34 protein-coding genes are annotated in these 22,790 nt (G+C 62.4%); 1 reads left to right on the top strand and 33 read right to left on the bottom strand.

Features of this window, described 5'->3' with window-relative positions:
• The 33 genes from MAFF_RS02345 to rpsL all read right to left on the bottom strand — a co-directional run bounded on the left by MAFF_RS02345 (position 1) and on the right by rpsL (position 21,969).
• Positions 1-1,308 carry a replication-associated recombination protein A gene (locus MAFF_RS02345; RefSeq protein ID WP_010909291.1) on the bottom strand — a complete coding sequence of 436 codons (1,308 nt, stop codon included), beginning with the start codon at positions 1,306-1,308 and terminating at the stop codon, positions 1-3.
• A 41-nt stretch (positions 1,309-1,349) separates the two neighbouring features.
• Complete coding sequence (locus MAFF_RS02340) at positions 1,350-2,843, bottom strand: DegQ family serine endoprotease (RefSeq protein WP_044547535.1); 1,494 nt, start codon at positions 2,841-2,843, stop codon at positions 1,350-1,352.
• A 181-nt stretch (positions 2,844-3,024) separates the two neighbouring features.
• A complete protein-coding gene (gene rplQ / locus MAFF_RS02335) occupies positions 3,025-3,456 on the bottom strand; it encodes a 50S ribosomal protein L17 (RefSeq protein ID WP_010909289.1) in 432 nt (143 codons plus the stop codon).
• A 104-nt stretch (positions 3,457-3,560) separates the two neighbouring features.
• On the bottom strand, positions 3,561-4,571 hold the full coding sequence (locus MAFF_RS02330; protein WP_006205443.1) for a DNA-directed RNA polymerase subunit alpha: 1,011 nt from the start codon (positions 4,569-4,571) through the stop codon (positions 3,561-3,563).
• 104 nt (positions 4,572-4,675) lie between these two features.
• Complete coding sequence (gene rpsK / locus MAFF_RS02325) at positions 4,676-5,065, bottom strand: 30S ribosomal protein S11 (RefSeq protein ID WP_006205444.1); 390 nt, start codon at positions 5,063-5,065, stop codon at positions 4,676-4,678.
• A 112-nt stretch (positions 5,066-5,177) separates the two neighbouring features.
• The gene (rpsM, locus tag MAFF_RS02320) at positions 5,178-5,546 is read right to left on the bottom strand and encodes a 30S ribosomal protein S13 (RefSeq protein WP_006205445.1); all 369 of its coding nucleotides are present in this window, start codon (positions 5,544-5,546) and stop codon (positions 5,178-5,180) included.
• 218 nt (positions 5,547-5,764) lie between these two features.
• On the bottom strand, positions 5,765-6,361 hold the full coding sequence (locus MAFF_RS02315) for an adenylate kinase (protein ID WP_010909288.1): 597 nt from the start codon (positions 6,359-6,361) through the stop codon (positions 5,765-5,767).
• A complete protein-coding gene (gene secY / locus MAFF_RS02310; RefSeq protein ID WP_010909287.1) occupies positions 6,358-7,698 on the bottom strand; it encodes a preprotein translocase subunit SecY in 1,341 nt (446 codons plus the stop codon). The genes MAFF_RS02315 and secY overlap by 4 nt, the downstream gene beginning before the upstream one ends.
• Before the next feature lie 194 nt (positions 7,699-7,892).
• Positions 7,893-8,366, bottom strand: a complete 474-nt coding sequence (gene rplO / locus MAFF_RS02305; RefSeq protein WP_010909286.1) for a 50S ribosomal protein L15 — start codon at positions 8,364-8,366, stop codon at positions 7,893-7,895.
• Between the two features lie 22 nt (positions 8,367-8,388).
• Positions 8,389-8,586 carry a 50S ribosomal protein L30 gene (gene rpmD, locus MAFF_RS02300; RefSeq protein ID WP_006205449.1) on the bottom strand — a complete coding sequence of 66 codons (198 nt, stop codon included), beginning with the start codon at positions 8,584-8,586 and terminating at the stop codon, positions 8,389-8,391.
• 24 nt (positions 8,587-8,610) lie between these two features.
• Positions 8,611-9,174, bottom strand: coding sequence for a 30S ribosomal protein S5 (rpsE, locus tag MAFF_RS02295; RefSeq protein ID WP_032933400.1), 564 nt, complete (start codon positions 9,172-9,174; stop codon positions 8,611-8,613).
• A gap of 81 nt (positions 9,175-9,255) precedes the next feature.
• Complete coding sequence (gene rplR, locus MAFF_RS02290; protein ID WP_010909284.1) at positions 9,256-9,615, bottom strand: 50S ribosomal protein L18; 360 nt, start codon at positions 9,613-9,615, stop codon at positions 9,256-9,258.
• A 134-nt stretch (positions 9,616-9,749) separates the two neighbouring features.
• Positions 9,750-10,283 (bottom strand): 50S ribosomal protein L6, encoded by a 534-nt coding sequence (gene rplF, locus MAFF_RS02285; RefSeq protein WP_010909283.1) that lies wholly within the window; start codon positions 10,281-10,283, stop codon positions 9,750-9,752.
• A gap of 88 nt (positions 10,284-10,371) precedes the next feature.
• A complete protein-coding gene (gene rpsH, locus MAFF_RS02280) occupies positions 10,372-10,770 on the bottom strand; it encodes a 30S ribosomal protein S8 (protein WP_006205453.1) in 399 nt (132 codons plus the stop codon).
• Between the two features lie 12 nt (positions 10,771-10,782).
• Positions 10,783-11,088, bottom strand: a complete 306-nt coding sequence (rpsN, locus tag MAFF_RS02275) for a 30S ribosomal protein S14 (RefSeq protein WP_010909282.1) — start codon at positions 11,086-11,088, stop codon at positions 10,783-10,785.
• Between the two features lie 27 nt (positions 11,089-11,115).
• On the bottom strand, positions 11,116-11,694 hold the full coding sequence (gene rplE / locus MAFF_RS02270) for a 50S ribosomal protein L5 (RefSeq protein WP_010909281.1): 579 nt from the start codon (positions 11,692-11,694) through the stop codon (positions 11,116-11,118).
• Complete coding sequence (gene rplX / locus MAFF_RS02265) at positions 11,687-12,001, bottom strand: 50S ribosomal protein L24 (protein ID WP_006205456.1); 315 nt, start codon at positions 11,999-12,001, stop codon at positions 11,687-11,689. Before rplX ends, rplE begins: the two co-directional genes overlap by 8 nt.
• Before the next feature lie 12 nt (positions 12,002-12,013).
• Complete coding sequence (gene rplN / locus MAFF_RS02260; RefSeq protein WP_006205457.1) at positions 12,014-12,382, bottom strand: 50S ribosomal protein L14; 369 nt, start codon at positions 12,380-12,382, stop codon at positions 12,014-12,016.
• A gap of 84 nt (positions 12,383-12,466) precedes the next feature.
• A complete protein-coding gene (gene rpsQ / locus MAFF_RS02255; protein ID WP_010909280.1) occupies positions 12,467-12,706 on the bottom strand; it encodes a 30S ribosomal protein S17 in 240 nt (79 codons plus the stop codon).
• An 11-nt stretch (positions 12,707-12,717) separates the two neighbouring features.
• Positions 12,718-12,918, bottom strand: coding sequence for a 50S ribosomal protein L29 (rpmC, locus tag MAFF_RS02250; RefSeq protein ID WP_006205459.1), 201 nt, complete (start codon positions 12,916-12,918; stop codon positions 12,718-12,720).
• Between the two features lie 13 nt (positions 12,919-12,931).
• The gene (gene rplP, locus MAFF_RS02245; protein WP_010909279.1) at positions 12,932-13,345 is read right to left on the bottom strand and encodes a 50S ribosomal protein L16; all 414 of its coding nucleotides are present in this window, start codon (positions 13,343-13,345) and stop codon (positions 12,932-12,934) included.
• Positions 13,346-13,372: 27 nt separating this feature from the next.
• On the bottom strand, positions 13,373-14,098 hold the full coding sequence (gene rpsC / locus MAFF_RS02240) for a 30S ribosomal protein S3 (protein WP_010909278.1): 726 nt from the start codon (positions 14,096-14,098) through the stop codon (positions 13,373-13,375).
• Positions 14,098-14,487, bottom strand: a complete 390-nt coding sequence (gene rplV / locus MAFF_RS02235) for a 50S ribosomal protein L22 (protein WP_010909277.1) — start codon at positions 14,485-14,487, stop codon at positions 14,098-14,100. The genes rpsC and rplV overlap by 1 nt, the downstream gene beginning before the upstream one ends.
• A gap of 2 nt (positions 14,488-14,489) precedes the next feature.
• On the bottom strand, positions 14,490-14,768 hold the full coding sequence (gene rpsS, locus MAFF_RS02230; RefSeq protein ID WP_006205463.1) for a 30S ribosomal protein S19: 279 nt from the start codon (positions 14,766-14,768) through the stop codon (positions 14,490-14,492).
• A gap of 16 nt (positions 14,769-14,784) precedes the next feature.
• Positions 14,785-15,618 (bottom strand): 50S ribosomal protein L2, encoded by an 834-nt coding sequence (gene rplB, locus MAFF_RS02225; protein ID WP_010909276.1) that lies wholly within the window; start codon positions 15,616-15,618, stop codon positions 14,785-14,787.
• A 22-nt stretch (positions 15,619-15,640) separates the two neighbouring features.
• Entirely contained in the window at positions 15,641-15,934 is a 294-nt protein-coding gene (locus tag MAFF_RS02220) for a 50S ribosomal protein L23 (RefSeq protein WP_010909275.1), read from the bottom strand.
• Entirely contained in the window at positions 15,931-16,551 is a 621-nt protein-coding gene (gene rplD / locus MAFF_RS02215; RefSeq protein WP_010909274.1) for a 50S ribosomal protein L4, read from the bottom strand. Before rplD ends, MAFF_RS02220 begins: the two co-directional genes overlap by 4 nt.
• Positions 16,551-17,264 carry a 50S ribosomal protein L3 gene (gene rplC, locus MAFF_RS02210; RefSeq protein ID WP_010909273.1) on the bottom strand — a complete coding sequence of 238 codons (714 nt, stop codon included), beginning with the start codon at positions 17,262-17,264 and terminating at the stop codon, positions 16,551-16,553. Before rplC ends, rplD begins: the two co-directional genes overlap by 1 nt.
• A 61-nt stretch (positions 17,265-17,325) precedes the next feature.
• Positions 17,326-17,634, bottom strand: a complete 309-nt coding sequence (rpsJ, locus tag MAFF_RS02205) for a 30S ribosomal protein S10 (protein ID WP_010909272.1) — start codon at positions 17,632-17,634, stop codon at positions 17,326-17,328.
• A 69-nt stretch (positions 17,635-17,703) separates the two neighbouring features.
• On the bottom strand, positions 17,704-18,879 hold the full coding sequence (gene tuf, locus MAFF_RS02200) for an elongation factor Tu (protein WP_010909256.1): 1,176 nt from the start codon (positions 18,877-18,879) through the stop codon (positions 17,704-17,706).
• Positions 18,880-18,946: 67 nt separating this feature from the next.
• On the bottom strand, positions 18,947-21,037 hold the full coding sequence (gene fusA / locus MAFF_RS02195) for an elongation factor G (protein WP_010909271.1): 2,091 nt from the start codon (positions 21,035-21,037) through the stop codon (positions 18,947-18,949).
• 29 nt (positions 21,038-21,066) lie between these two features.
• Positions 21,067-21,537, bottom strand: a complete 471-nt coding sequence (gene rpsG / locus MAFF_RS02190; RefSeq protein WP_006202127.1) for a 30S ribosomal protein S7 — start codon at positions 21,535-21,537, stop codon at positions 21,067-21,069.
• Between the two features lie 60 nt (positions 21,538-21,597).
• Entirely contained in the window at positions 21,598-21,969 is a 372-nt protein-coding gene (gene rpsL, locus MAFF_RS02185; protein WP_006333356.1) for a 30S ribosomal protein S12, read from the bottom strand.
• Positions 21,970-22,442: 473 nt separating this feature from the next.
• Here rpsL and MAFF_RS02180 point away from each other — a divergent pair, with 473 nt between their 5' ends.
• The gene (locus MAFF_RS02180; protein WP_010909270.1) at positions 22,443-22,724 is read left to right on the top strand and encodes a hypothetical protein; all 282 of its coding nucleotides are present in this window, start codon (positions 22,443-22,445) and stop codon (positions 22,722-22,724) included.
• The last annotated feature ends 66 nt before the right edge of the window (positions 22,725-22,790 follow it).

Genomic DNA, 22,790 nt, shown 5'->3' with positions numbered 1-22,790 from the left:
CTATTCCCGTTCCTTGCGCAGCTTCGCCCAATAGTCGAGCCGCTTCCTGATGTCGCGCTCGAAACCACGCTCAGGCGGATCGTAGAAGGTCTGGCGGCCCATCTTCTCCGGAAAATAGTCCTGGCCCGAAAAGGCGTCCGGCTCATCATGATCGTAGCGATAGCCCGCGCCGTAATCCTCTTCCTTCATCAGCTTGGTCGGCGCGTTGAGGATATGCTTTGGCGGCAGCAGCGAGCCATGCTGCTTGGCTGCCTGCGTGGCCGCCTTGAAGGCCGTGTAGACGGCATTGGATTTGGGCGCGGTGGCGAGATAGACGGTGGCTTCGGCAAAGGCGAGTTCGCCTTCCGGAGAGCCAAGGTAGTCGTAGGCGTCCTTGGCGGCATTGGCAACGACCAGTGCCTGCGGATCGGCAAGGCCGATATCTTCCATCGCCATGCGCACCAGCCGGCGGCCGAGATAGAGCGGATCCTCGCCGGCGTCGAACATGCGGGCGAGATAGTAGAGTGCTGCATCGGGATCGGAGCCGCGCACCGATTTGTGGAGCGCCGAGATCAGATTGTAGTGGCCGTCCTGGCCCTTGTCGTAGATCGGCGCGCGGCGCTGGACGATGCGCTGCAACCCCTCGGGATCGAAGACCTCGCCAGGTTTGGCGGCCCGCCAGACTTCCTCGGCGAGTGTCAGCGATGCGCGTCCATCGCCATCGCTCATGCGGATCAGCATGGCGCGGGCCTCGTCGTCGAGCGGCAGCGCCCTGCCCTCCGTCTCCTCCGCCCGCACCATCAGCTTGGCGATGCTCTCCTCGCCGAGCGAATGGAAAACCATGACGCGCGCGCGGGACAACAGAGCCGCGTTGAGTTCGAAGGACGGGTTTTCGGTCGTGGCGCCGACCAAGACGACCGTCCCATCCTCCATGACAGGGAGAAAGGAATCCTGCTGGGCGCGGTTGAAGCGGTGGATCTCGTCAACGAAAAGCAGGGTCTGGCGGCCGTTGGCGCGGCGCAGCTTGGCCGTCTCGAACACTTTCTTCAGGTCGGCAACGCCCGAAAACACCGCCGAGATCTGCTCGAAGGCAAGGCTGGTCTCGCCAGCGAGCAGCCTGGCCACAGTGGTCTTGCCGGTGCCCGGCGGTCCCCAGAAAATCATCGAACCGAGTGAGCCCGAGCCGATCAGCCGGGTCAGGGCGCCATCGGGGCCGGTCAGATGCTCCTGGCCGACGACCTCGCCAAGGTTTTTCGGCCGCAGCCTGTCGGCCAGCGGCCGCCCGGGCGGCGCCTTTTCCGGTTCATCGACACTGAACAGATCGGCCATGCACTTCTTTTGGTTTGGAGCGCGATCCCTTCAGACCGAACTCAGTAACGCAACACCTGGCGCAGTATCTGCCCGCCGCGCTCGACGGTAAAGCGCCACCAGCGCGTATCCTGCTGGGCTACCTGCGCCAGCGTCGCGGCGGTATCGATCGTGGTGCCGTTGACCTCGCGCACGATGTCGCCTGGCAGGAAGCCGAAATCGGCGGCTGGCGAATCGCGGTTGATATCGATCACCGTCACGCCTTTGAGATCGGTGCGCAGGCCAAGCTTCTGGGCAAGCCGCGGCGACAGTTCCGCGACCTTGGCGCCCGAGAACGGGCTGCGGCCATGCAGCGTCACTTCCGAGGCTTTCGCACCTTCCGGCGCCCGCTCCAGCGCGATGTCCATGGCCGCTTTCTGGCCCTTGGTCAGGACCGCGAAATTCGCCTTTGTGCCGATCGACAGCGTCGCCATGCGATAGTCCAGCGCCTCGATGCTCTCGACCGGCTTGCCGTTGATCTGCAGCACGACATCGCCTGCCTTCAGCCCGGCCTTACCGGCTGGCCCGGTCGCGTCGACCGAAGAGACCAGCGCACCGGTCGGCTTTTCCATGCCGAGCGAGTCGGCGATCTGCGGCGTCACCGCCTCGAACTCGGCGCCGATATAGGGGCGTTCGAAGAAGTCGAGGCCGGCCTTTGCCGCATCGGCGAAAGCCCGCACCATGTTGGCGGGAATGGCGAAGCCGATCCCGATTGAGCCGCCGCTGCGGCTGTAGATGGCGGTGTTGATACCGACCAGCTGACCGCCCATGTTGATCAGCGCGCCGCCGGAATTGCCGGGATTGATGGCCGCGTCGGTCTGGATGAAATAGCCCGAATCCGAGACCCCGATATGGCTGCGGGCAAGTGCGGAAACAATGCCGCTGGTGGTGGTCTGGCCGACGCCGAAGGGATTGCCGATGGCCAGCACCAGGTCGCCGACCTCGAGCGCGTCGGAATCGCCAATGGCGATGACCGGGAACGGCTTGTCGGATTCGATCTTGAGCACGGCGAGATCGAGCGTCTCGTCCTTGAGCATCACCTTGCTGGTGAACTCACGGCCGTCGGCGGTCGCCACCTTGACCTCGTCGGCATCCTTGATGACATGGAAATTGGTGACGATGACACCGCTTGGATCAACGAGCACGCCCGAGCCCAGCGAGGACTGCGCGCGCGGCTGGGCACGGCCGAAAAACTCCTCGAAGAACGGATCGCCTTCAAAAGGCGATGTGACCTTGGCCGTCTGCGAGGCATAGACGTTGACCACGGCCGGCGCCGTCTGCTTGACCAGCGGCGCGAACGAAAGCTGCACCTCCTCGCGACCGAACGGCACGCGCTTGTCAGGCCCGGAGGTGGCATTCTCGCCTTCGACGCCATGCAGCAGATCGGTCAGCACATCGGAGAGACCAGGATCGGCGGGCTTTGCGGCGTCTTCCGCGAACGCCTGCCGGACTGCCGGTGCGGCTGCGAACACCATAAAGGCGCAGAGCAGAACAAGGGACAGTCTTTTGGCGCGCATTCGCGAATCCTCCAAGGCAAGTTCGGGCGCATTGTCCCGACGATTGTGCAAAATGAAAGGCTAAGCCGCTGAAATCCGATTATTTTCGCGCCGGCAGATCGTTTAACGCGCGCCTTGGTACGCGTAGGGCATGAAAAAGGGGCCCGCGGGCCCCTTCAATTCGTTCCGAAAAGACGTGGCCTTATGCGGCAGCGGCTTCCGCGTCGGTGCCTTCGGCTTCGAGACGGGCGCGGTCGCCGGCGCCCTTGGCCGAGGTGTCGCGATCAACGAACTCGATGACGGCCATCGCGGCGTTGTCGCCGTGACGGAAGCCAGCCTTCATGATGCGCAGGTAGCCGCCGTTGCGGTTGGCGTAGCGCGGGGCGATGGTGTCGAACAGGCGCTTGACGACGCCTTCATTGCCAATCTGCGCGATCACCTGGCGGCGGGCGTGCAGGTCGCCGCGCTTGCCGAGCGTTACCAGCTTCTCGACGATCGGACGCAGGTCCTTCGCCTTCGGCAAGGTGGTGACGATCTGCTCGTGCTCGAGCAGCGACACGGCGAGGTTGGCGAACATCGACTTGCGATGGCTAATGCTTCGGGCGAAGCGACGGCCTTTGAAACCGTGGCGCATGGCTCTTTTCCTTCTTTAGTTGTTCAAGAGGCCAAGGCCTCTGATGGTTTTCCGCATGACCGTCGGATCGAGCGGCCCACGCCGCCGATCCTTGGAATTCATGCTCAATATTGGTCTTCGTAACGCTTGGCGAGGTCTTCGATGTTTTCCGGCGGCCAATCCGGCACTTCCATGCCGAGGTGCAGGCCCATCGCCGCCAGGACTTCCTTGATCTCGTTCAGCGACTTGCGGCCGAAGTTCGGGGTGCGCAGCATCTCGGCTTCGGTCTTCTGGATGAGATCGCCGATGTAGACGATGTTGTCGTTCTTCAGGCAGTTGGCCGAACGCACCGAAAGTTCAAGTTCGTCGACCTTCTTGAGCAGCGCCGGGTTGAAGGCGAGCTCGGTGACGGCTTCGGCGGCGACTTCCTTCTGCGGCTCGTCGAAGTTGACGAACAGGCCGAGCTGGTCCTGCAGGATGCGGGCGGCGAAGGCCACTGCGTCCTCGCCCGAGATCGAACCGTCGGTCTCGATCGTCATGGTCAGCTTGTCATAGTCGAGAACCTGGCCCTCGCGGGTGTTTTCGACCTTGTAGGAGACCTTCTTGACGGGCGAATAGAGGCTGTCGACCGGGATCAGGCCAATCGGCGCGTCCTCGGCGCGGTTGCGCTCGGCCGGCACGTAACCCTTGCCGGTGTCGACGGTGAATTCCATGCGGATTTCAGCGCCTTCGTCCAGCGTGCAGATGACGTGGTCGGGGTTGAGGATCTCAACGTCACCAACCGTCTGGATGTCGCCGGCGAGAACCGCACCCGGTCCCTGCTTGCGCACGACCATGCGCTTGGGGCCATCGCCTTCCATGCGGATGGCGATCTCCTTGATGTTCAAGACGATGTCGGTCACGTCCTCGCGCACGCCGGCGATAGACGAGAATTCATGCAGAACGCCGTCGATCTGCACAGCGGTCACAGCCGCACCGCGCAGCGAAGACAGAAGCACGCGGCGCAGCGCGTTGCCGAGGGTGAGGCCAAAGCCACGCTCGAGCGGCTCGGCGACCAGCGTGGTCAGCGTCTTCTTCTTCGACGAGAACTCGATCTTGTTCGGCTTGATCAGTTCCTGCCAATTTTTCTGGATCATGATGCTTTCCTTCCGTTGACCCGCCACCATCCAATCGTGGCGGGCGACCTGGAATACCGCGGAGGAACGCCCCTGTGAGCGTTCGCGCGGCGTTCGGTAATTTCTTAGACGCGGCGCTTCTTGCGCGGGCGGCAGCCATTGTGCGGGATCGGCGTCACATCACGGATCGAGGTGATGGTGAAGCCGGCCGCCTGCAGCGCGCGCAGCGCCGATTCACGACCGGAGCCAGGTCCGCAGACCTCGACTTCGAGCATGCGCATGCCGTGTTCCTGAGCCTTCTTGGCGACGTCCTCGGCAGCCATCTGGGCAGCGAACGGGGTCGACTTGCGCGAACCCTTGAAGCCCTGGGCACCGGCCGACGACCAGGCAATTGAATTGCCCTGCGCGTCGGTGATCGTGATCATCGTGTTGTTGAAGGTCGAATTGACGTGGGCAACGCCCGACGAGATATTCTTGCGTTCGCGACGGCGAACACGAGCGGCTTCCTTGGCCATGGTATTCCTTTCAGTTGATCTCTACACCGCCGTAATGCCAGCGGCTCCACCTTTGAAAGCGAGTAGGGAATAGCGAATAGGGACCCCTACTCGCTAATGGCTACTCGCTCACTTACTTCTTCTTGCCGGCGATCGACTTGGCCGGGCCCTTGCGGGTGCGTGCATTGGTGTGCGTGCGCTGGCCGCGGACCGGCAGCGAGCGACGGTGACGCAGGCCGCGGTAGCAGCCGAGGTCCATGAGACGCTTGATGTTCATCGACACTTCGCGACGCAGGTCGCCCTCGACCTGGTAGTCGCGGTCGATGGTCTCGCGGATCTGCAGCACTTCCGCGTCGGTCAGCTGGTTGACGCGGCGCTCGGCCGGGATGCCGACCTTGTCGACGATCTCCTGGGCGAACTTCTTGCCAATGCCGTGAATGTACTGAAGCGCGATGACGACGCGCTTGTTGGTCGGAATGTTGACGCCGGCTATACGAGCCATGTTCTTTCCTTCTCCATGTGGGCCGACCAACCTCTCAAACAAGGCAGGCCTGGCGCTGTCAAAGTTGCCCCGCGTCCGGTGGAGGCCGGCCCTTGCGGGAGTTTCCAGTTCAAAGCGACTGCCTTGCCCTTGCGGACAAGCAAAGTTCGCACCTGATAGGAAGACGGGCCGCCATACCGCAGCGAGCCGCTCCCGTCAAGCCTAATCTTTAAATTCCCTTACCGCGCCTCGGCGGCCGCCGTAAGCACGGCTTCGATCTCGTTGGTCACCGCGTCGATGCTGGCCAAGCCGTCGACCGTCTTGAGCTTGCCCTTGGCGTAATAGTAGCCGGTCAGCGGAGCGGTCTTCTTGTAGTACTCGCGCAGGCGCTCTTCGAACACTGCGGGATTGTCGTCCTTGCGTACCGGCTGGCCGGCGGCCTTGGCATCCTCGGCGCGTTTGACAATGCGGCCGACCAGGGCCCTGTCATCGACAACCAGTTCGATGACCGTGTCGAGGCCGATGCCACGCTCGGAAAGCATCGATTCAACCGCATCTGCCTGCACCAGCGTGCGCGGGTAGCCGTCGAGGATGAATCCCTTGGCGCAATCGGCCTGGTCGATTCGCTCGGCGACGATGGCGTTGACGATGGCGTCCGACACCAATTCGCCGGCATCCATCACCGCCTTGGCACGCTTGCCGACTTCGGAACCGGCCTGAACGGCGGCACGCAGCATGTCTCCCGTCGAGAGCTGGGGTATGCCGTGTTTTTCTACCAGTCTTTGTGCTTGTGTCCCCTTGCCCGCCCCTGGCGGCCCAAGCAAAATCAACCTCATCTGGCTTTCTTCCCCCCGCGCAGCTTCGACTTCTTGATCAAGCCTTCATACTGGTGCGCGATCAGGTGGCCCTGAATCTGCGCAACCGTATCGAGCGTGACACTGACCACGATCAGAAGCGATGTGCCACCGAGGTAGAATGGTACGCCAGTCGCCGAGATCAGGAACTCCGGCAGCAGGCACACCAGCACCAGATAAATGGCGCCGACGACGGTGATGCGGGTGAGAACGTAATCGATGTAATCGGCGGTCCGCTCGCCCGGACGATAGCCCGGGATGAAGCCCGAATGCTTCTTGAGCTGATCGGCGGTGTCCTTCGGGTTGAAGACAATCGCTGTGTAGAAGAAGGCGAAGAACACGATCATCGCCGCGTAGAATGCCATGTAGAGCGGCTGGCCGTGGCCGAGCGAGGCCAGGATGGTGCTCGCCCAGGCGGGCATGTTGGTGGTCTGCGAGAAGCCGGCGATAGTGGCCGGCAGCAGGAGCAGCGACGAAGCAAAGATCGGCGGGATGACGCCGGACGTGTTGAGCTTCAGCGGCAGATGCGAGGTATCGCCCTGGAACATCCGGTTGCCGACCTGGCGCTTCGGATACTGGATCAGCAGGCGACGCTGGGCGCGCTCGAAGAACACGATGAGCGCGATGACGACGATGGCCAGCACGATGATCGCCAGGATCAGGCCGGTCGACAGGGCGCCGGTGCGGCCAAGCTCCAGCGTGCCGGAAATGGCGCGCGGCAGGCCGGCGACAATACCTGAGAAGATGATCAGCGAAATGCCGTTGCCGATGCCGCGGGCGGTGATCTGCTCACCGAGCCACATCAGGAACATGGTGCCGCCGACCAGCGTGACCACGGTCGAGATGCGGAAGAACATGCCGGGATCATTGACGATGCCGTGGCCGTTCTCAAGCCCCACCGAAATGCCATAGGCCTGCACCAGTGCCAGAAGCACGGTGCCGTAGCGCGTGTACTGGTTGATGACCTTGCGGCCCTGTTCGCCTTCCTTCTTCAGCGATTCCAGCGACGGAATGACCGAGGTCATCAGCTGCATGATGATGGAGGCCGAGATGTAAGGCATGATGCCGAGCGCGAAGATCGCCATGCGCTGCACGGCGCCGCCGGCGAACATGTTGAACATGCCGAGCACGCCCTTGCTCTGCGAGGAGAAGGCCTGGGCGAAGGCGTCGGGGTTGATTCCGGGAAGCGGGATATAGGTGCCGAGGCGGTAGACGAGCAGCGCGCCAATAGTGAACCAGATGCGTTTCTTCAGGTCCTCCGCCTTGGCGAAGGCCGAGAAATTCAGATTCGAAGCTAGTTGTTCAGCAGCCGAAGCCATGCCTGATTCTCCGCTTGGTAACGCTTGATGGCCCGTGAGGTCAGGCGGCGCGTTTCACCGAAGCTCACGAGATAAGCTCCGGGCTCTAAACATGCAAGCGGCCGCGTTGACGCGGCCGCTTAATTGAGCAGATCAAAGCACAATCGTGAGCAAAAAAGGGATCCCGTTTCCGCCGATCGCGCTTCAAATTGCCGTTACTCGGCAGCTGCCTTTTCCGGCAACTTGACCGAGCCGCCGGCCTTTTCGATCTTCTCGATCGCGGCCTTGGAGGCGCCGGCGACGTCGAAGGCAAGCTTGGCCTTCAGTTCGCCATCGGACAGCACGCGCACGCCATCCTTGACGCGGCGGATGACGCCGGCGGCGACAAGTGCCTCGGCTGTCACGGTTGCCTTGGCGTCAAGCTTCTTGGCGTCGACGGCTTCCTGGATGCGGGCCAGCGACACGACGACGAAGCTCTTGGCGAAGATGTTGTTGAAGCCACGCTTCGGCAGGCGCCTGTAGAGCGGCATCTGGCCACCCTCGAAGCCGTTGATGGCGACGCCGGAGCGTGCCTTCTGGCCCTTGACACCGCGACCGGCGGTCTTGCCCGAGCCGGAACCGATGCCGCGGCCGAGACGCTTCTTGGAATGCGTCGCGCCGTCCTTGTCACGCAGATCGTTGAGTTTCATCTGAGTTCTCCTGCGCTTTGGCTCAGCCCTCGTCCACGACGCGGACGAGATGCTGAACGGCGGCGATCATGCCGCGCACGGAAGGCGTATCTTCCAGGGTGCGCTGCTTGTGCATCTTGTTGAGGCCGAGGCCGACCAGCGTCGCGCGCTGTTCCTTCGGACGGCGGATCGGCGAACCGATCTGCTCAACGGTGATGGTCTTGGTTGCTTTCTTGGCCATGGTCAAAATCCCTGGTCAGATCGACTATTCTTCAGCCGCAACGGCGGTGCCGCGGCGGGCCTGAAGGGTCGAATACTTGATGCCGCGCGCGGCAGCCACATCCTTGGGATGCATCTGGCTCTTCAGCGCGTCGAACGTAGCGCGAACCATGTTGTAAGGGTTCGACGAACCCATCGACTTGGCGACCACGTCATGCATGCCGAGCGTCTCGAAGACGGCGCGCATCGGGCCGCCGGCGATGATGCCGGTACCCTGCTTGGCGGCGCGCAGCAGAACGCGTCCAGCGCCCCAACGTCCCTCGACGTCGTGATGCAGCGTACGGCCCGAGCGCAGCGGCACGAAGATCATATCGCGCTTGGCCGATTCGGTTGCCTTGCGGATGGCTTCCGGCACTTCGCGCGCCTTGCCGTGACCGAAGCCGACGCGGCCCTTCTGGTCGCCGACGACGACGAGTGCGGCGAAGCCGAAGCGGCGGCCACCCTTGACGACCTTGGCGACGCGATTGATGTGGACCAGCTTGTCCACCATGCCGTCGTCGCGCTCTTCGCGCTCGCGGCCGCGGCCGCCTTCCCTACGTTCCTGTGCCATATCCTGTTCCTTGTTTTTTTCCGGAAGCACGGTTGATGATACGATCCGGCGCCTCTGTGGGTCACCGGGGGCGAAAGTTTTTTAGAAGCTGAGACCGCCTTCGCGGGCAGCTTCAGCCAGGGCCTTGACGCGGCCGTGATAGATGTACGGGCCACGGTCGAAGACGACTTCCTTGACGCCGGCCTTGGTGGCGCGCTCGGCGATCAGCTTGCCGATCGCGGCGGCGGCGGCGGTGTCGGCGCCGGTCTTGAGCGAACCCTTGAGGTCCTTCTCGAGCGTCGAGGCGGCAGCAATGGTGTGGCCCTTGGCGTCGTCGATCACCTGGACATAGATGTTCTTCGAGGTGCGGTGAACCGACAGACGCGGACGCTCGCCGGCGACCTTCCTGATCTGGCGGCGAACGCGCTGCGCACGGCGCTGCGTGGATTCCTTGGTACCCATGATGGTCTTCCTTGCCTTCAAAAAACGGGGGCCGCCATGTGCGGTAGGCGAAAACGCCTCCCGCGGCCGCTCCCCGCGGCGTTACACTTCCTTGGTCCTTCCGAAAAAGCCTGCAGCTTTTCGGGTCAAGCCCACTACTTCTTCTTGCCTTCCTTGCGGACGATCTTCTCGCCAGCGTAACGAACGCCCTTGCCCTTGTAGGGCTCCGGACCGCGATACTCGCGGATCTCGGCCGCGACCTGGCCAACCTGCTGCTTGTCGATGCCGGTCACGGTGATTTCCGTCGGCTTCGGCACAGCGATGGTGACACCGGCCGGCGTCTCATAGACGACGTCATGGCTGAAGCCAAGAGCCAGCTGCAGGTTCTTGCCCTGCATGGCGGCGCGATAGCCGACGCCGGTGATCTCGAGCTTCTTCTCGAAGCCGTCCTTGACGCCGTGCAGGATGTTGACGATCTGCGTGCGCGACATGCCCCACTTGGAGCGGGCGGTCTTGGTCTGGTCGCGCGGCTGAACAGCGATCTCGCTGCCTTCCATCTTGACCAGGACTTCGTCGTTCACCACGAACTTCAGCTCGCCCTTGGGGCCCTTCGCCGTCACGGTCTGGCCGTTGACGGTCGCGGTCACGCCCTGCGGCAGCGAAACGGGTTTCTTTCCAATACGAGACATTTTGTTGTCCTCGTCACTTCTCTTGTTTCAGGTCTCTGTCTTCGGAACGATCCGAAGACCGGATTCCAATTTGCGGTCAGCTGCCAGATCAGAAGATCTGGCAGAGGATCTCGCCGCCGACGTTCTGTTCGCGGGCTTCGTGATCGGCCATCACGCCCTTCGGCGTCGAAAGGATGGCGATGCCGAGGCCGTTGGCGACGTGCGGGATCGACTTGGCCGAGACGTAAACGCGGCGGCCCGGCTTCGAGACGCGGGCGATTTCGCGTACGACCGGCGCACCGTCGAAATACTTCAGCTCGATTTCGATTTCGGACTTGCCGTTGTCGAAGTCGGTCTGGCTGTAGTCGCGGATATAGCCTTCAGCCTTCAGCACGTCGAGGACGCGGGTGCGCAGACGCGAGGCCGGCGTCGAGACACTCGACTTCTTGCGGCCGTAGGCGTTGCGGATGCGGGTCAGCATATCGCCGAGAGGATCGCTCAATGACATGTTATGTCCTCCTTACCAGCTCGACTTGACCAGGCCCGGGATCTGGCCGTTGTTGCCGAGATCACGAAGCGCGATGCGCGATACTTTGAGCTTGCGATAGTAGGCACGCGGACGGCCGGTGACTTCGCAGCGGTTGCGGATGCGGATCTTGGCCGAGTTGCGCGGCAGGGCAGCAAGCTTAAGCTGAGCGCGGAAGCGCTCCTCCATCGGCTTGGACTGATCCATGATGATCGCCTTCAGGGCAGCGCGCTTGGGACCGTACTGGTCGGCAAGCTTGCGGCGCCTGTTGTTCTTCTCGACTGAGCTGGTCTTTGCCATTTCAGATTTTTCCTTTTCTCGCTGCCGTTACTGGCGGAAGGGGAAGTTGAAAGCCTTGAGCAATGCCCGGGCTTCGTCGTCCGTCTTCGCAGTCGTACAAACGATGACGTCCATGCCCCAGATCTGATCAACCTTGTCGTAGTTGATCTCCGGGAACACGATGTGCTCCTTGATGCCCATGGCGTAGTTGCCACGGCCATCGAAGCTCTTGGGGTTCAGTCCGCGGAAGTCGCGGACGCGCGGCAGCGCGATGTTCACGAGGCGGTCGAGGAACTCGTACATACGTTCCTTGCGCAGCGTGACCTTGGCGCCGATCGGCATGTTCTCGCGGACCTTGAAGCCCGCGATCGAATTGCGGGCGCGGGTGACGACGGCCTTCTGGCCGGCGATCAGCGCCAAGTCTTCGGCGGCAACCGAAGGCTTCTTCGAATCGGCGGTCGCTTCGCCGACACCCATGTTCAGCACGATCTTGTCGAGGCGCGGAACCTGCATGTCGTTGTCGTAGCCGAACTGCTCCTGCAGCGCCTTGCGGATGGTCTCGTTGTAGACCTGCTTCAGACGCGGCGTGTTGGTGGCGGTCGCCTGTTTGCTTTGAGCCTTAGCCATTGATGACTTCTCCCGAGCGCTTGGCGACGCGCACCTTCTTGCCGTCCTTCTGGAAGATGAAACCGACGCGGGTCGGCTTGCCATCCTTGGGGTCGGCCAGCGCGATGTTCGACAGCTGGATCGGCGCTTCCTTGGTGATGATCCCGCCCTCTTGGGACTGGGACTGCTTCTGGTGACGACGGATCATGTTGACGCCGCGCACCAGCGCGGTGTCATCCTTCGGCTGAACCGAGAGGACTTCGCCCGAACGGCCCTTGTCCTTGCCGGCCAGCACGACGACCTTGTCGCCTTTTCTAATCTTTTGCATTGGTCCGGCTCCTTACAGCACTTCAGGCGCGAGCGAGATGATCTTCATGTGGTTCTTGGCGCGGAGTTCGCGCGGAACCGGTCCGAAGATACGCGTGCCGATCGGCTCTTTCTTGTTGTCGACGAGAACGGCCGCGTTCTTGTCGAAACGGATCACGCTGCCGTCCGGGCGGCGGATGTCCTTGGCCGTGCGAACCACGACCGCCTTCATCACATCGCCCTTCTTAACGCGGCCGCGCGGAATGGCTTCCTTGATGGACACCACGATGATGTCGCCCACGGAAGCGTATTTCCGCTTCGAGCCGCCCAGCACCTTGATGCACATGACACGACGCGCGCCGGAATTATCCGCCACGTCGAGGTTTGTTTGCATCTGAATCATGACTGGCCGCCTTCTTCTTTTCTAACGGGACGGGCTCGAAGCCCCTCCCCGGTCTGTCCAAAATTCGTTGTTTACGCCCAGAGGTCAGGCTTGGTCCGAAGACACGACGATCCAGCGCTTGTCCTTGGAAATCGGCTTCGATTCCTGGATGAACACCTGATCGCCAACCTTGTGGGCGTTGTTCTCGTCGTGCGCCTTGTACTTCTTGGTCATGCGCACGGTCTTCTTCATCACGGGATGCGTGAAGCGCCGTTCGACCTTGACGACAACCGTCTTTTCGTTCTTGTCGCTGACGACGGTGCCCTGCAGAATGCGCTTTGGCATGGTTTTCGTCCTTAAGCCTTCTTGGCCGCGGACTTTTCCGCAGCGATGGTCTTGATACGCGCAATGTCCTTACGGACCTGCCTCACGCGCGCGGTCTTCTCGAGCTGGCCGGTGGCCTTCTGGAAGCGCAGGTTGAACTGCTCCTTCTTCAGGCTGGCCAAATCGTCGGTCAGCTGGTCCTGGGTCTTGGTCCGGATGTCTTCGGCTTTCATGATCAGCCCGTCCTTATTCTGCGATGCGCTGTACGAAGCGCGTCCTGACCGAGAGCTTGGCCGCGCCGAGACGCAGCGCCTCACGGGCGGTTTCTTCACTGACGCCGTCGATCTCGAACATGATGCGCCCCGGCTTGACGCGCGCCGCCCAGTAGTCGACGGCACCCTTGCCCTTGCCCATGCGGACTTCGGTCGGCTTCGACGTGACCGGCAGATCCGGGAAAATGCGGATCCAGACGCGGCCAGCGCGCTTCATTTCGCGAGTGATCGCGCGGCGGGCCGCCTCGATCTCACGCGCGGTGACGCGGTTCGGCTCAAGCGCCTTCAGCCCGAAACCACCGAAATCCAGGTTGGTGCCGCCCTTTGCGGTACCATGGATACGGCCCTTGAACTGCTTGCGGAACTTTGTGCGCTTTGGCTGCAGCATCGTTCTAACTCCAAATTCCTAAATGTCTCAGGCGTTTTCGCGACGACGACCGCGTTCGCGATCACCACCACCGCCATGCGCAGCATCACCCTCGGTCGCGCGACGTTCCGAAGCCATCGGATCGTGCTCGAGGATCTCGCCCTTGAATACCCAGACCTTGACGCCGCAGATGCCGTAAGCCGTATTCGCTTCGGCTGTGCCGTAGTCGACATCGGCGCGCAGCGTGTGCAGCGGCACGCGACCTTCGCGGTACCACTCCATGCGAGCGATTTCGGCGCCGCCGAGACGGCCCGAGCAGTTGATGCGGATGCCTTCGGCACCGAGGCGCATCGCCGACTGCACGGCGCGCTTCATGGCGCGGCGGAACGCGATACGACGCTCGAGCTGCTGGGCGATCGACTGGGCGACCAGGGTCGCGTCGATCTCCGGCTTGCGCACTTCGACGATGTTGAGGTGCGTCTCGGACTTCGTCATCTCCATTAGCTTCTTGCGAAGCTTCTCGATGTCGGCGCCCTTCTTGCCGATGATCAGACCCGGGCGCGCGGCATGGATGGTGACGCGGCACTTCTTGTGCGGGCGCTCGATCACGACCTTGGAGATCGCGGCCTGCTTGAGTTCCTTCTCAAGATACTTGCGGATCTTGATGTCCTCATGCAGCAGCTTGCCGTACTCCCCGGTGTTCGCGAACCAGCGCGAATCCCAGGTACGGTTGATGCCGAGGCGAAGACCGATCGGATTGACTTTCTGGCCCATTATGCGGCCTCCCCTTTTTCTTCGACTTCACGAACGACGATCGTGAGGTGCGAGAACGGCTTCTCGATACGGCTGGCGCGACCACGGCCACGAGCGTGGAACCGCTTCATGACGATCGACTTGCCGACATAGGCTTCCGCCACCACCAGCGCATCGACATCGAGGTCGTGGTTGTTTTCCGCGTTGGCGATCGCCGATTCCAGCGTCTTCTTGACCGTGCCGGAAATCCGCTTGGCCGAAAATTCGAGATCGGAAAGCGCTGTCGCGACCTTCTTGCCGCGGATCAGCGCGGCAACGAGGTTCAGCTTCTGCGGGCTGATACGGATCGTGCGCAACACGGCGCGCGCTTCGTTGTCAGCAAGCCTGCGCGGAGCTTTGGCCTTGCCCATGATTATTTCCTCTTCGCCTTCTTATCCGCGCCGTGACCGTAATAGGTCCGCGTCGGTGCGAATTCACCGAACTTATGACCGACCATGTCCTCGTTCACCGAAACGGGAACATGCTTCTGGCCGTTGTAGACACCGAAGGTGAAGCCGACGAACTGCGGCAGGATGGTGGAGCGACGGCTCCACATCTTGATCACCTCATTGCGACCACCTTCACGAACCTTGTCCACCTTCTTGAGAAGGTAGCCGTCGATGAAGGGGCCTTTCCAAATAGAACGAGTCACTTGGCGTTACCTCTTCTTAGCTCTTGCGCTGATGGCGCGAGCGCAGGATGAACTTGTCGGTCGCCTTGTTGGACCGCGTCTTCTTGCCCTTGGTCGGCTTGCCCCACGGGCTGACCGGATGGCGGCCGCCGGAGGTGCGGCCTTCACCACCGCCGTGCGGATGGTCGACCGGGTTCATGGTCACGCCGCGATTGTGCGGACGCTTGCCGCGCCAAACCGTGCGGCCGGCCTTGCCGTCGTTGATGTTGCCGTGGTCGGGGTTCGACACGGCACCGACGGTGGCCATGCAGGAGCCGTGAACGACACGCTGCTCACCCGAGTTGAGGCGCAGGATCGCCATGCCCTGGTCGCGACCGACGAGCTGAGCGTAACCGCCAGCCGAACGGGCGACCTGACCGCCCTTGCCCGGCTTCAGCTCGATGTTGTGGACGATCGTGCCGACCGGCATCGAGGCCAGCGGCATCGCATTGCCCGGCTTTACGTCGACCGCTTCGCCAGCCACGATCTTGTCGCCGGCGGCAAGGCGCTGCGGGGCGATGATGTAGGACAGCTCACCATCATCGTACTTGATCAGCGCGATGAAGGCGGTGCGGTTCGGATCGTATTCAATGCGCTCGACCGTGCCGACGACGTCGAACTTGCGGCGCTTGAAGTCGATGATGCGGTACGAACGCTTGTGACCACCGCCGATGAAGCGGGCGGTGATGCGGCCGTAATTGTTGCGGCCGCCCGACTTGGTCAGGCCCTCGGTCAGACCCTTGACGGGCTTGCCCTTGTAAAGGCCCGAGCGGTCGACGATGACCAGCTGGCGGGTGCTCGGCGTTACCGGGTTGAATTTTTTCAGTGCCATTGTTCTGTCCTCGCGGCCTTGCTCAGAGACCCGTCGCGACGTCGATCGACTGGCCGTCGGCCAGCGTCACGATCGCCTTCTTGACGTCGCTCTGGCGGCCGATCGTGCCGCGGAAGCGCTTGATCTTGCCCTTGCGGACAAGCGTGTTCACGGCCATCACCTTGACGCCGAACAGCGCTTCGACGGCGGCCTTGATTTCCGGCTTCGACGCCTTCTTGGCGACGTTGAAGACGACCTGGTTCTGCTCGGAAGCCATGGTCGACTTTTCGGTGATCGCCGGGCTGACGATCACGTCGTAGTGACGAAGGTCGGTCATTTAAAGCGCTCCTCGAGAGCCTCGACGGCGGCCTTGGAAAGGACCAGCGTGCCGCGGCGCAGAATGTCGTAGACGTTGATGCCCTGGATGGGCAGCACGTCGATGTTGGGGATGTTGGTCGCGGCCAGCTTGAAGTTCTTGTCAAGCTCGGCGCCGCCGATCACCAGGGCGTTGCTCAGGCCCAGCGTCGCGAAATTCGCGATCAGCGCCTTGGTCTTGGCCTCGGTCAACTTCAGCTCGTCGATGACGATGATCGACGCGCTCTTGGCCTTGGCCGAGAGAGCATGCTTCAGGCCGAGAGCGCGCACATTCTTGGGCAGGTCGTGCTCGTGGCTGCGGACGACCGGGCCGTGGGCCTTGCCGCCGCCGCGGAACTGCGGAGCGCGTGCCGAATGGTGACGGGCGCGGCCCGTACCCTTCTGCTTGTACATCTTGGCACCGGTGCGCGCGATTTCGGCGCGGCCCTTGGCCTTGTGCGTGCCCTGCTGCTTCTTGGCAAGCTGCCAGCGCACGACGCGCTGCAAGATGTCCTCGCGCGGATCAAGGCCGAAAATCTCCTCGGAGAGTTTCACCTTGCCGGCGTCCTTGCCGCCAAGCGTTGTGATCTTGAGATCCATTATTCCGCTCCCTCTGTGGCCGGAGCCTCGTTCTTAACAGCGGCGCGGATCGCGGCGGGCTTCGGCGCATTGGCCGGCAGTGCCACCTTGGCCGCATCGCGGACCAGGATCCAAGCGCCCTTCGATCCGGGAACCGCTCCGCGGATCAGGATCAGGCCGCGGTCGGCATCGGTCGAGACGATCTCGACATTCTGCGTCGTCACGCGGGTGTCGCCCATGTGGCCGGCCATCTTCTTGCCCTTGAACACCTTGCCGGGGTCCTGGCGCTGGCCGGTCGAACCGTGCGTACGGTGCGAGACCGAGTTACCGTGCGTCGCGCGGCCACCACCCATGTGGTGACGCTTGATGACGCCCTGGAAACCCTTGCCGATCGTCGTGCCCGTCACGTCGACCTTCTGGCCGGCGACGAAGTGCTCGACGGTGATCTCGGCGCCGACATCGATCATGTTGTCGGCCGAGACGCGGAACTCGGCAACCTTCGCCTTCGGCTCGACGGAAGCGGTCGCGAAATGGCCGCGCATCGCCTTCGACGTGTTCTTCACCTTGGCGAGGCCAACGCCGAGCTGAACGGCGGTGTAGCCATTCTTCTCCTGCGTGCGCTGCGCCACGACCTGGCAGTTCTCCATCTGGAGAACGGTGACGGGAACATGTTCCCCGGCATCGTTATAGATGCGGGTCATTCCCACCTTCTTTGCAATCACACCTGAACGCATCGGTTCAATTCCTTTAGAGTTCCGGGCCAGGGGCACCGCCCCTTACCGCGCTCTCATTCCCTTAGAGCTTGATCTCGACGTCGACGCCGGCGGCCAGATCGAGCTTCATCAAAGCATCGACGGTCTGCGGGGTCGGATCGACGATGTCGAGCAGACGCTTGTGCGTGCGCATCTCGAACTGCTCGCGGCTCTTCTTGTCGACGTGGGGCGACCGGTTCACCGTGAACTTTTCGATCCGCGTCGGCAGCGGAATGGGGCCGCGGACGTTTGCGCCGGTGCGCTTGGCCGTCGACACGATTTCCTTCGTCGAGGCGTCGAGCACGCGGTGATCAAACGCCTTCAGGCGGATGCGGATATTCTGTCCGTTCATGCGTCACTTCCTTGTTCTGGCGCGGCGCGGGCAACTTCCGCGCCCGCGACAGATCGGTTTAAGTCCAAATTACTCTTTGATGGTGACGACGATGCCGGCACCGACGGTGCGCCCGCCTTCACGGATGGCGAAGCGCAGCTTCTCTTCCATGGCGATCGGTACGATCAGCTCGACATCGACCGTGATGTTGTCGCCAGGCATGACCATCTCGGTGCCAGCCGGCAGCGACACGATGCCGGTCACGTCCGTCGTGCGGAAGTAGAACTGCGGACGGTAGTTGGTGAAGAACGGCGTGTGACGGCCACCTTCGTCCTTGGTCAGGATGTAGGCTTCGGCCACGAACTTCTTGTGCGGCTTCACCGTACCCGGCTTGGCCAGGACCTGGCCGCGCTCGACACCTTCACGATCAACGCCACGCAGCAGCGCGCCGATGTTGTCGCCAGCCTGGCCCTGATCGAGCAGCTTGCGGAACATTTCCACGCCCGTGCAGGTCGTCTTGGTCGTCGGACGGATGCCGATGATCTCCAGCTCCTCGCCGACCTTGACCACGCCGCGCTCGACGCGGCCGGTCACGACCGTGCCGCGGCCCGAGATCGAGAACACGTCTTCGATCGGCATCAGGAACGGCTTGTCGAGCGGACGAACCGGGGTCGGGATGTAGGCGTCGACCTGAGCCATCAGCTCGCGGATCGCGTCCTCGCCGATCGTCTTGTTGGAATCCTCAAGAGCAGCCAGCGCCGAACCCTTGACGATCGGAATGTCGTCGCCGGGGAACTCGTTCTTCGACAGAAGCTCGCGAACCTCGAGCTCGACCAGTTCGAGCAGCTCAGCGTCGTCGACCTGGTCGACCTTGTTCAGGAACACCACGATCGACGGCACGCCGACCTGACGGGCAAGCAGGATGTGCTCGCGGGTCTGCGGCATCGGGCCGTCGGCGGCCGACACCACCAGGATCGCGCCGTCCATCTGCGCGGCGCCGGTGATCATGTTCTTCACATAGTCGGCGTGGCCGGGGCAGTCGACGTGGGCGTAGTGGCGGTTGGCCGTCTCGTATTCGACGTGAGCCGTCGAAATGGTGATGCCGCGTGCCTTCTCTTCCGGCGCCGCATCGATCTGGTCGTAGCGCTTGTACTCGCCAAAATACTTCGTGATCGCCGCCGTCAGCGACGTCTTGCCATGGTCAACGTGACCAATCGTGCCGATGTTCACATGAGGCTTAGTGCGCTCGAATTTACCTTTTGCCATGTGATGTCTCCATTTCCTGCTCGCCCATGCGGGCTTTGAATTGCGTTACCGCGACAGCTCTTTCGAGTTACGCGTATTTTTTCTGGACTTCCTGGGCGACCGCGGTCGGGACCGGCTCGTAGTGGTCGAACTGCATCGTGTAGGCCGCGCGGCCCTGGCTCATCGAGCGCAGGTTGTCGACGTACTTGAACATGTTGGCGAGCGGCACCATCGCGTTGATGACGACGGCCACGCCGCGCGCTTCCTGGCCCTGGATCTGGCCGCGGCGGCCGTTCAGGTCGCCGATGACGCTGCCGACATAGTCTTCCGGCGTCACAACTTCGACCTTCATGATCGGCTCGAGCAGCTGCACGCCAAGCTTGGGTGCGGCTTCACGGAAGCAGGCGCGGGACGCGATTTCGAAGGCCAGGACCGAGGAGTCGACGTCGTGGTAGGCGCCGTCGATCAGCGTCGCACGAACACCGATCATCGGGAAGCCCGCGAACGGACCAGCGCCCATGACGCTCTGGATGCCCTTTTCGACACCCGGAATGTATTCCTTCGGCACCGCGCCGCCGACGATTTTGGACTCGAAGACGAACTCTTCGCTCTCCGTATTCGGCTCGAACAGAACCTTGACGCGGGCGAACTGGCCGGTACCGCCGGTCTGCTTCTTGTGTGTGTAGTCCTGCTCGTGCTTGCGGGTGATCGTCTCGCGATAGGCCACCTGCGGAGCGCCGACATTGGCTTCGACCTTGAACTCGCGACGCATGCGGTCGACGATGATGTCGAGGTGCAGTTCGCCCATGCCGGAGATGATGGTCTGGCCGCTTTCCTCGTCGGTCTTGACGCGGAAGGACGGATCCTCGGCAGCCAGGCGGTGAAGGGCGAGGCCCATCTTTTCCTGGTCGTTCTTGGTCTTCGGCTCGATGGCGATCTGGATGACCGGATCCGGGAATTCCATGCGCTCGAGGATGACCGGATGCAACGGATCGCACAGCGTATCGCCAGTGGTCGTGTCCTTGAGGCCGGCCAGAGCGACGATGTCGCCGGCGAAAGCTTCTTCGACGTCGGCGCGCGAATTCGCATGCATCTGCAGCATGCGGCCGATGCGCTCCTTCTTGCCCTTGACGGTGTTGTCGACCGAGATGCCCTTGGTGAGCTTGCCCGAATAGATGCGGGCGAAGGTCAGCGAACCGACGAACGGGTCGTTCATGATCTTGAAGGCAAGCATCGAGAGAGGCTCGTCGTCGACCGCGTGGCGCTCGATCTCGGCATCGGTCTTGGCATCGACGCCCTTGATGGCGGGAACGTCGGCCGGCGACGGCAGGTATTCGACGACTGCGTCGAGCAGCGGCTGCACGCCCTTGTTCTTGAAGGCCGAGCCACAGAACATCGGGAAGAACTTGACCGCGATCGTGCCCTTGCGGATCAGCGAACGGATCTCGTCATTCGAAGGCATCTTGCCTTCGAGGTAGTTCTCGAGGGCCGTCTCGTCCATTTCGACGGCGGCTTCAATCATCTTCTCGCGGTATTCCTGGGCACGAGCCTGAAGGTCGGCCGGGATCTCGACGACGTCCCAGGCGGCGCCCAGCGTCTCGTCGCGCCAGACAAGCGCATTCATCTCAACGAGGTCGACGACGCCCTTGAATTCGGTCTCGGCGCCGATCGGCAGCTGCATGACGACAGCCTGCGCACCGAGGCGCGAGCCGATCATCTCGACCGAGCGGTAGAAGTCGGCGCCGATCTTGTCCATCTTGTTGCAGAAGATCATGCGCGGAACGCGGTACTTGTCGGCCTGGCGCCAGACGGTTTCCGTCTGCGGCTCGACACCGGCGTTGGCGTCGAGCAGCGCGATGGCGCCGTCGAGCACGCGCAGCGAACGCTCGACTTCGATGGTGAAGTCGACGTGTCCGGGAGTGTCGATGATGTTGAAGCGGCGCATCTTGCCGTCACGGCCTTTCCAGAAGGTCGTGGTGGCGGCGGACGTGATGGTGATGCCGCGTTCCTGCTCCTGCTCCATCCAATCCATGGTGGCAGCGCCGTCGTGCACTTCGCCGATCTTGTGCGACTTGCCCGTGTAATAGAGGACGCGCTCGGTGGTCGTCGTCTTGCCGGCGTCAATATGCGCCATGATACCGAAATTGCGGTAGTCTTCGATTTTGTATTCGCGGGCCATCGTAGCTGCCTCTCAGTCCTGTTCGCGCTTTACCAGCGGTAGTGCGCGAAAGCGCGGTTGGCTTCAGCCATCTTGTGGGTGTCTTCACGCTTCTTGACGGCCGTGCCGCGGTTGTTGGCCGCATCCATCAGCTCGCCCGAGAGGCGGTCGATCATGGTCGTCTCATTGCGGTTGCGGGCAGCCGCGATCAGCCAACGGATGGCCAATGCCTGGCGGCGCTCGGGACGCACGTCGACCGGAACCTGGTAGGTGGCGCCGCCGACGCGACGCGAACGCACTTCCACATGCGGCGCGACATTGTCGAGCGCCTGATGGAAGACGGTGACCGGCTCCTGCTTGGTCTTCGACTGGACCTGGTCGAGAGCGCCATAAACGATGGTCTCGGCGACCGACTTCTTGCCGTCATACATGACGGCGTTCATGAACTTGGTGACGATCAGATCGCCGAATTTCGGATCCGGGTTGATCTCACGCTTTTCTGCACTGTGACGACGCGACATGGCTTTTGTCTCTCAATCTCGTAGCCCGACGCATTCAAGCAGCGCCAGGGCCGGAAAATCTTACTTCGGACGCTTGGCGCCGTACTTCGAACGGCGCTGCTTGCGGTTCTTCACGCCCTGCGTGTCGAGCACGCCGCGGATGATGTGGTAGCGAACGCCCGGAAGATCCTTGACGCGGCCGCCGCGGATCATGACCACGGAGTGTTCCTGAAGGTTGTGACCTTCGCCGGGGATGTAACCGATCACTTCAAAACCATTGGTCAGGCGGATCTTGGCCACCTTGCGCAGCGCCGAGTTCGGCTTCTTCGGCGTCGTCGTGTAGACGCGCGTGCAGACGCCCCGCTTCTGCGGGTTCTGCTGCATGGCCGGGACCTTGTTGCGCTTCACCGGCGCAATGCGCGGCTTGCGGATCAGCTGGTTGACGGTAGGCATTAAACCCTCTTGTCTCTCAATTCCGTGTCTCGCCCGGTCAGGGCCGCTCAAAGCGTCATTTCCATACGCAAATTCGGGCCACAAACCGCGCCTCGCGGTCTTGCCCGAACAAATGGCAGAGGAAGCGGAAGCCGCTTCGTGCACGCCGGAAATGTCTTTTCGCTCGTAAAACGAACCCTGTTTGAAGCAAACTCCAAAGCGTGTCGCTTCGGAAAGGAGAGCCTCACATCGGTTCTGACTGGGCGGCTTCTACTCGTAAGCCTGCGAACCGTCAACCCCGCAGTGCCAAATATTGCATTGAAGCCGGGGCTTGGCAGCCATGCGAAAGGCGCATGTAATTTTCTTTCGCCAATTTGCAAGGACGGAGAAGAAAGTGACCGGCTTTTGGCTGTCGCACAGCCCCCCTTCATGCGAAAAGGCCGCCTGAGCACTCAAAACCCCCTCGCCTGTCCTTTGCCAAGAGGAATCAGCCCGTGAACGACAATGAAGAACGCCCGGTCACCATCATCACCGGCCGGGTGTGGAAGCGCAAAGGCGGCAAAGCGGAAGGCGTGCATGTCATGCTGGTCGCTCCCGACGACGATTCGGCGGTGCGCCGTGCCCTCGAATCGCTTGCGGCGGAAGGTTATGCCGAGGCCGAACTCGACCAGATCGGCGATATGGACGGCGTGCCCGACGACGAGCCGCATCTGTCGGCCTACCAGGGCGCGCTCGAAGGCGAAGTCTCGATCGTCACGTTCGACGCGCCGATCTGAGAATCAGGTCAGGTCGCGGCCGACGCCGGCCGGACCGCCGCGCCATGGCCACAACTTGCCCGACTC

Source organism: Mesorhizobium japonicum MAFF 303099 (assembly GCF_000009625.1).
Taxonomy (GTDB): domain Bacteria; phylum Pseudomonadota; class Alphaproteobacteria; order Rhizobiales; family Rhizobiaceae; genus Mesorhizobium; species Mesorhizobium japonicum.
This window is presented reverse-complemented; position numbering and strand designations above follow the sequence as displayed.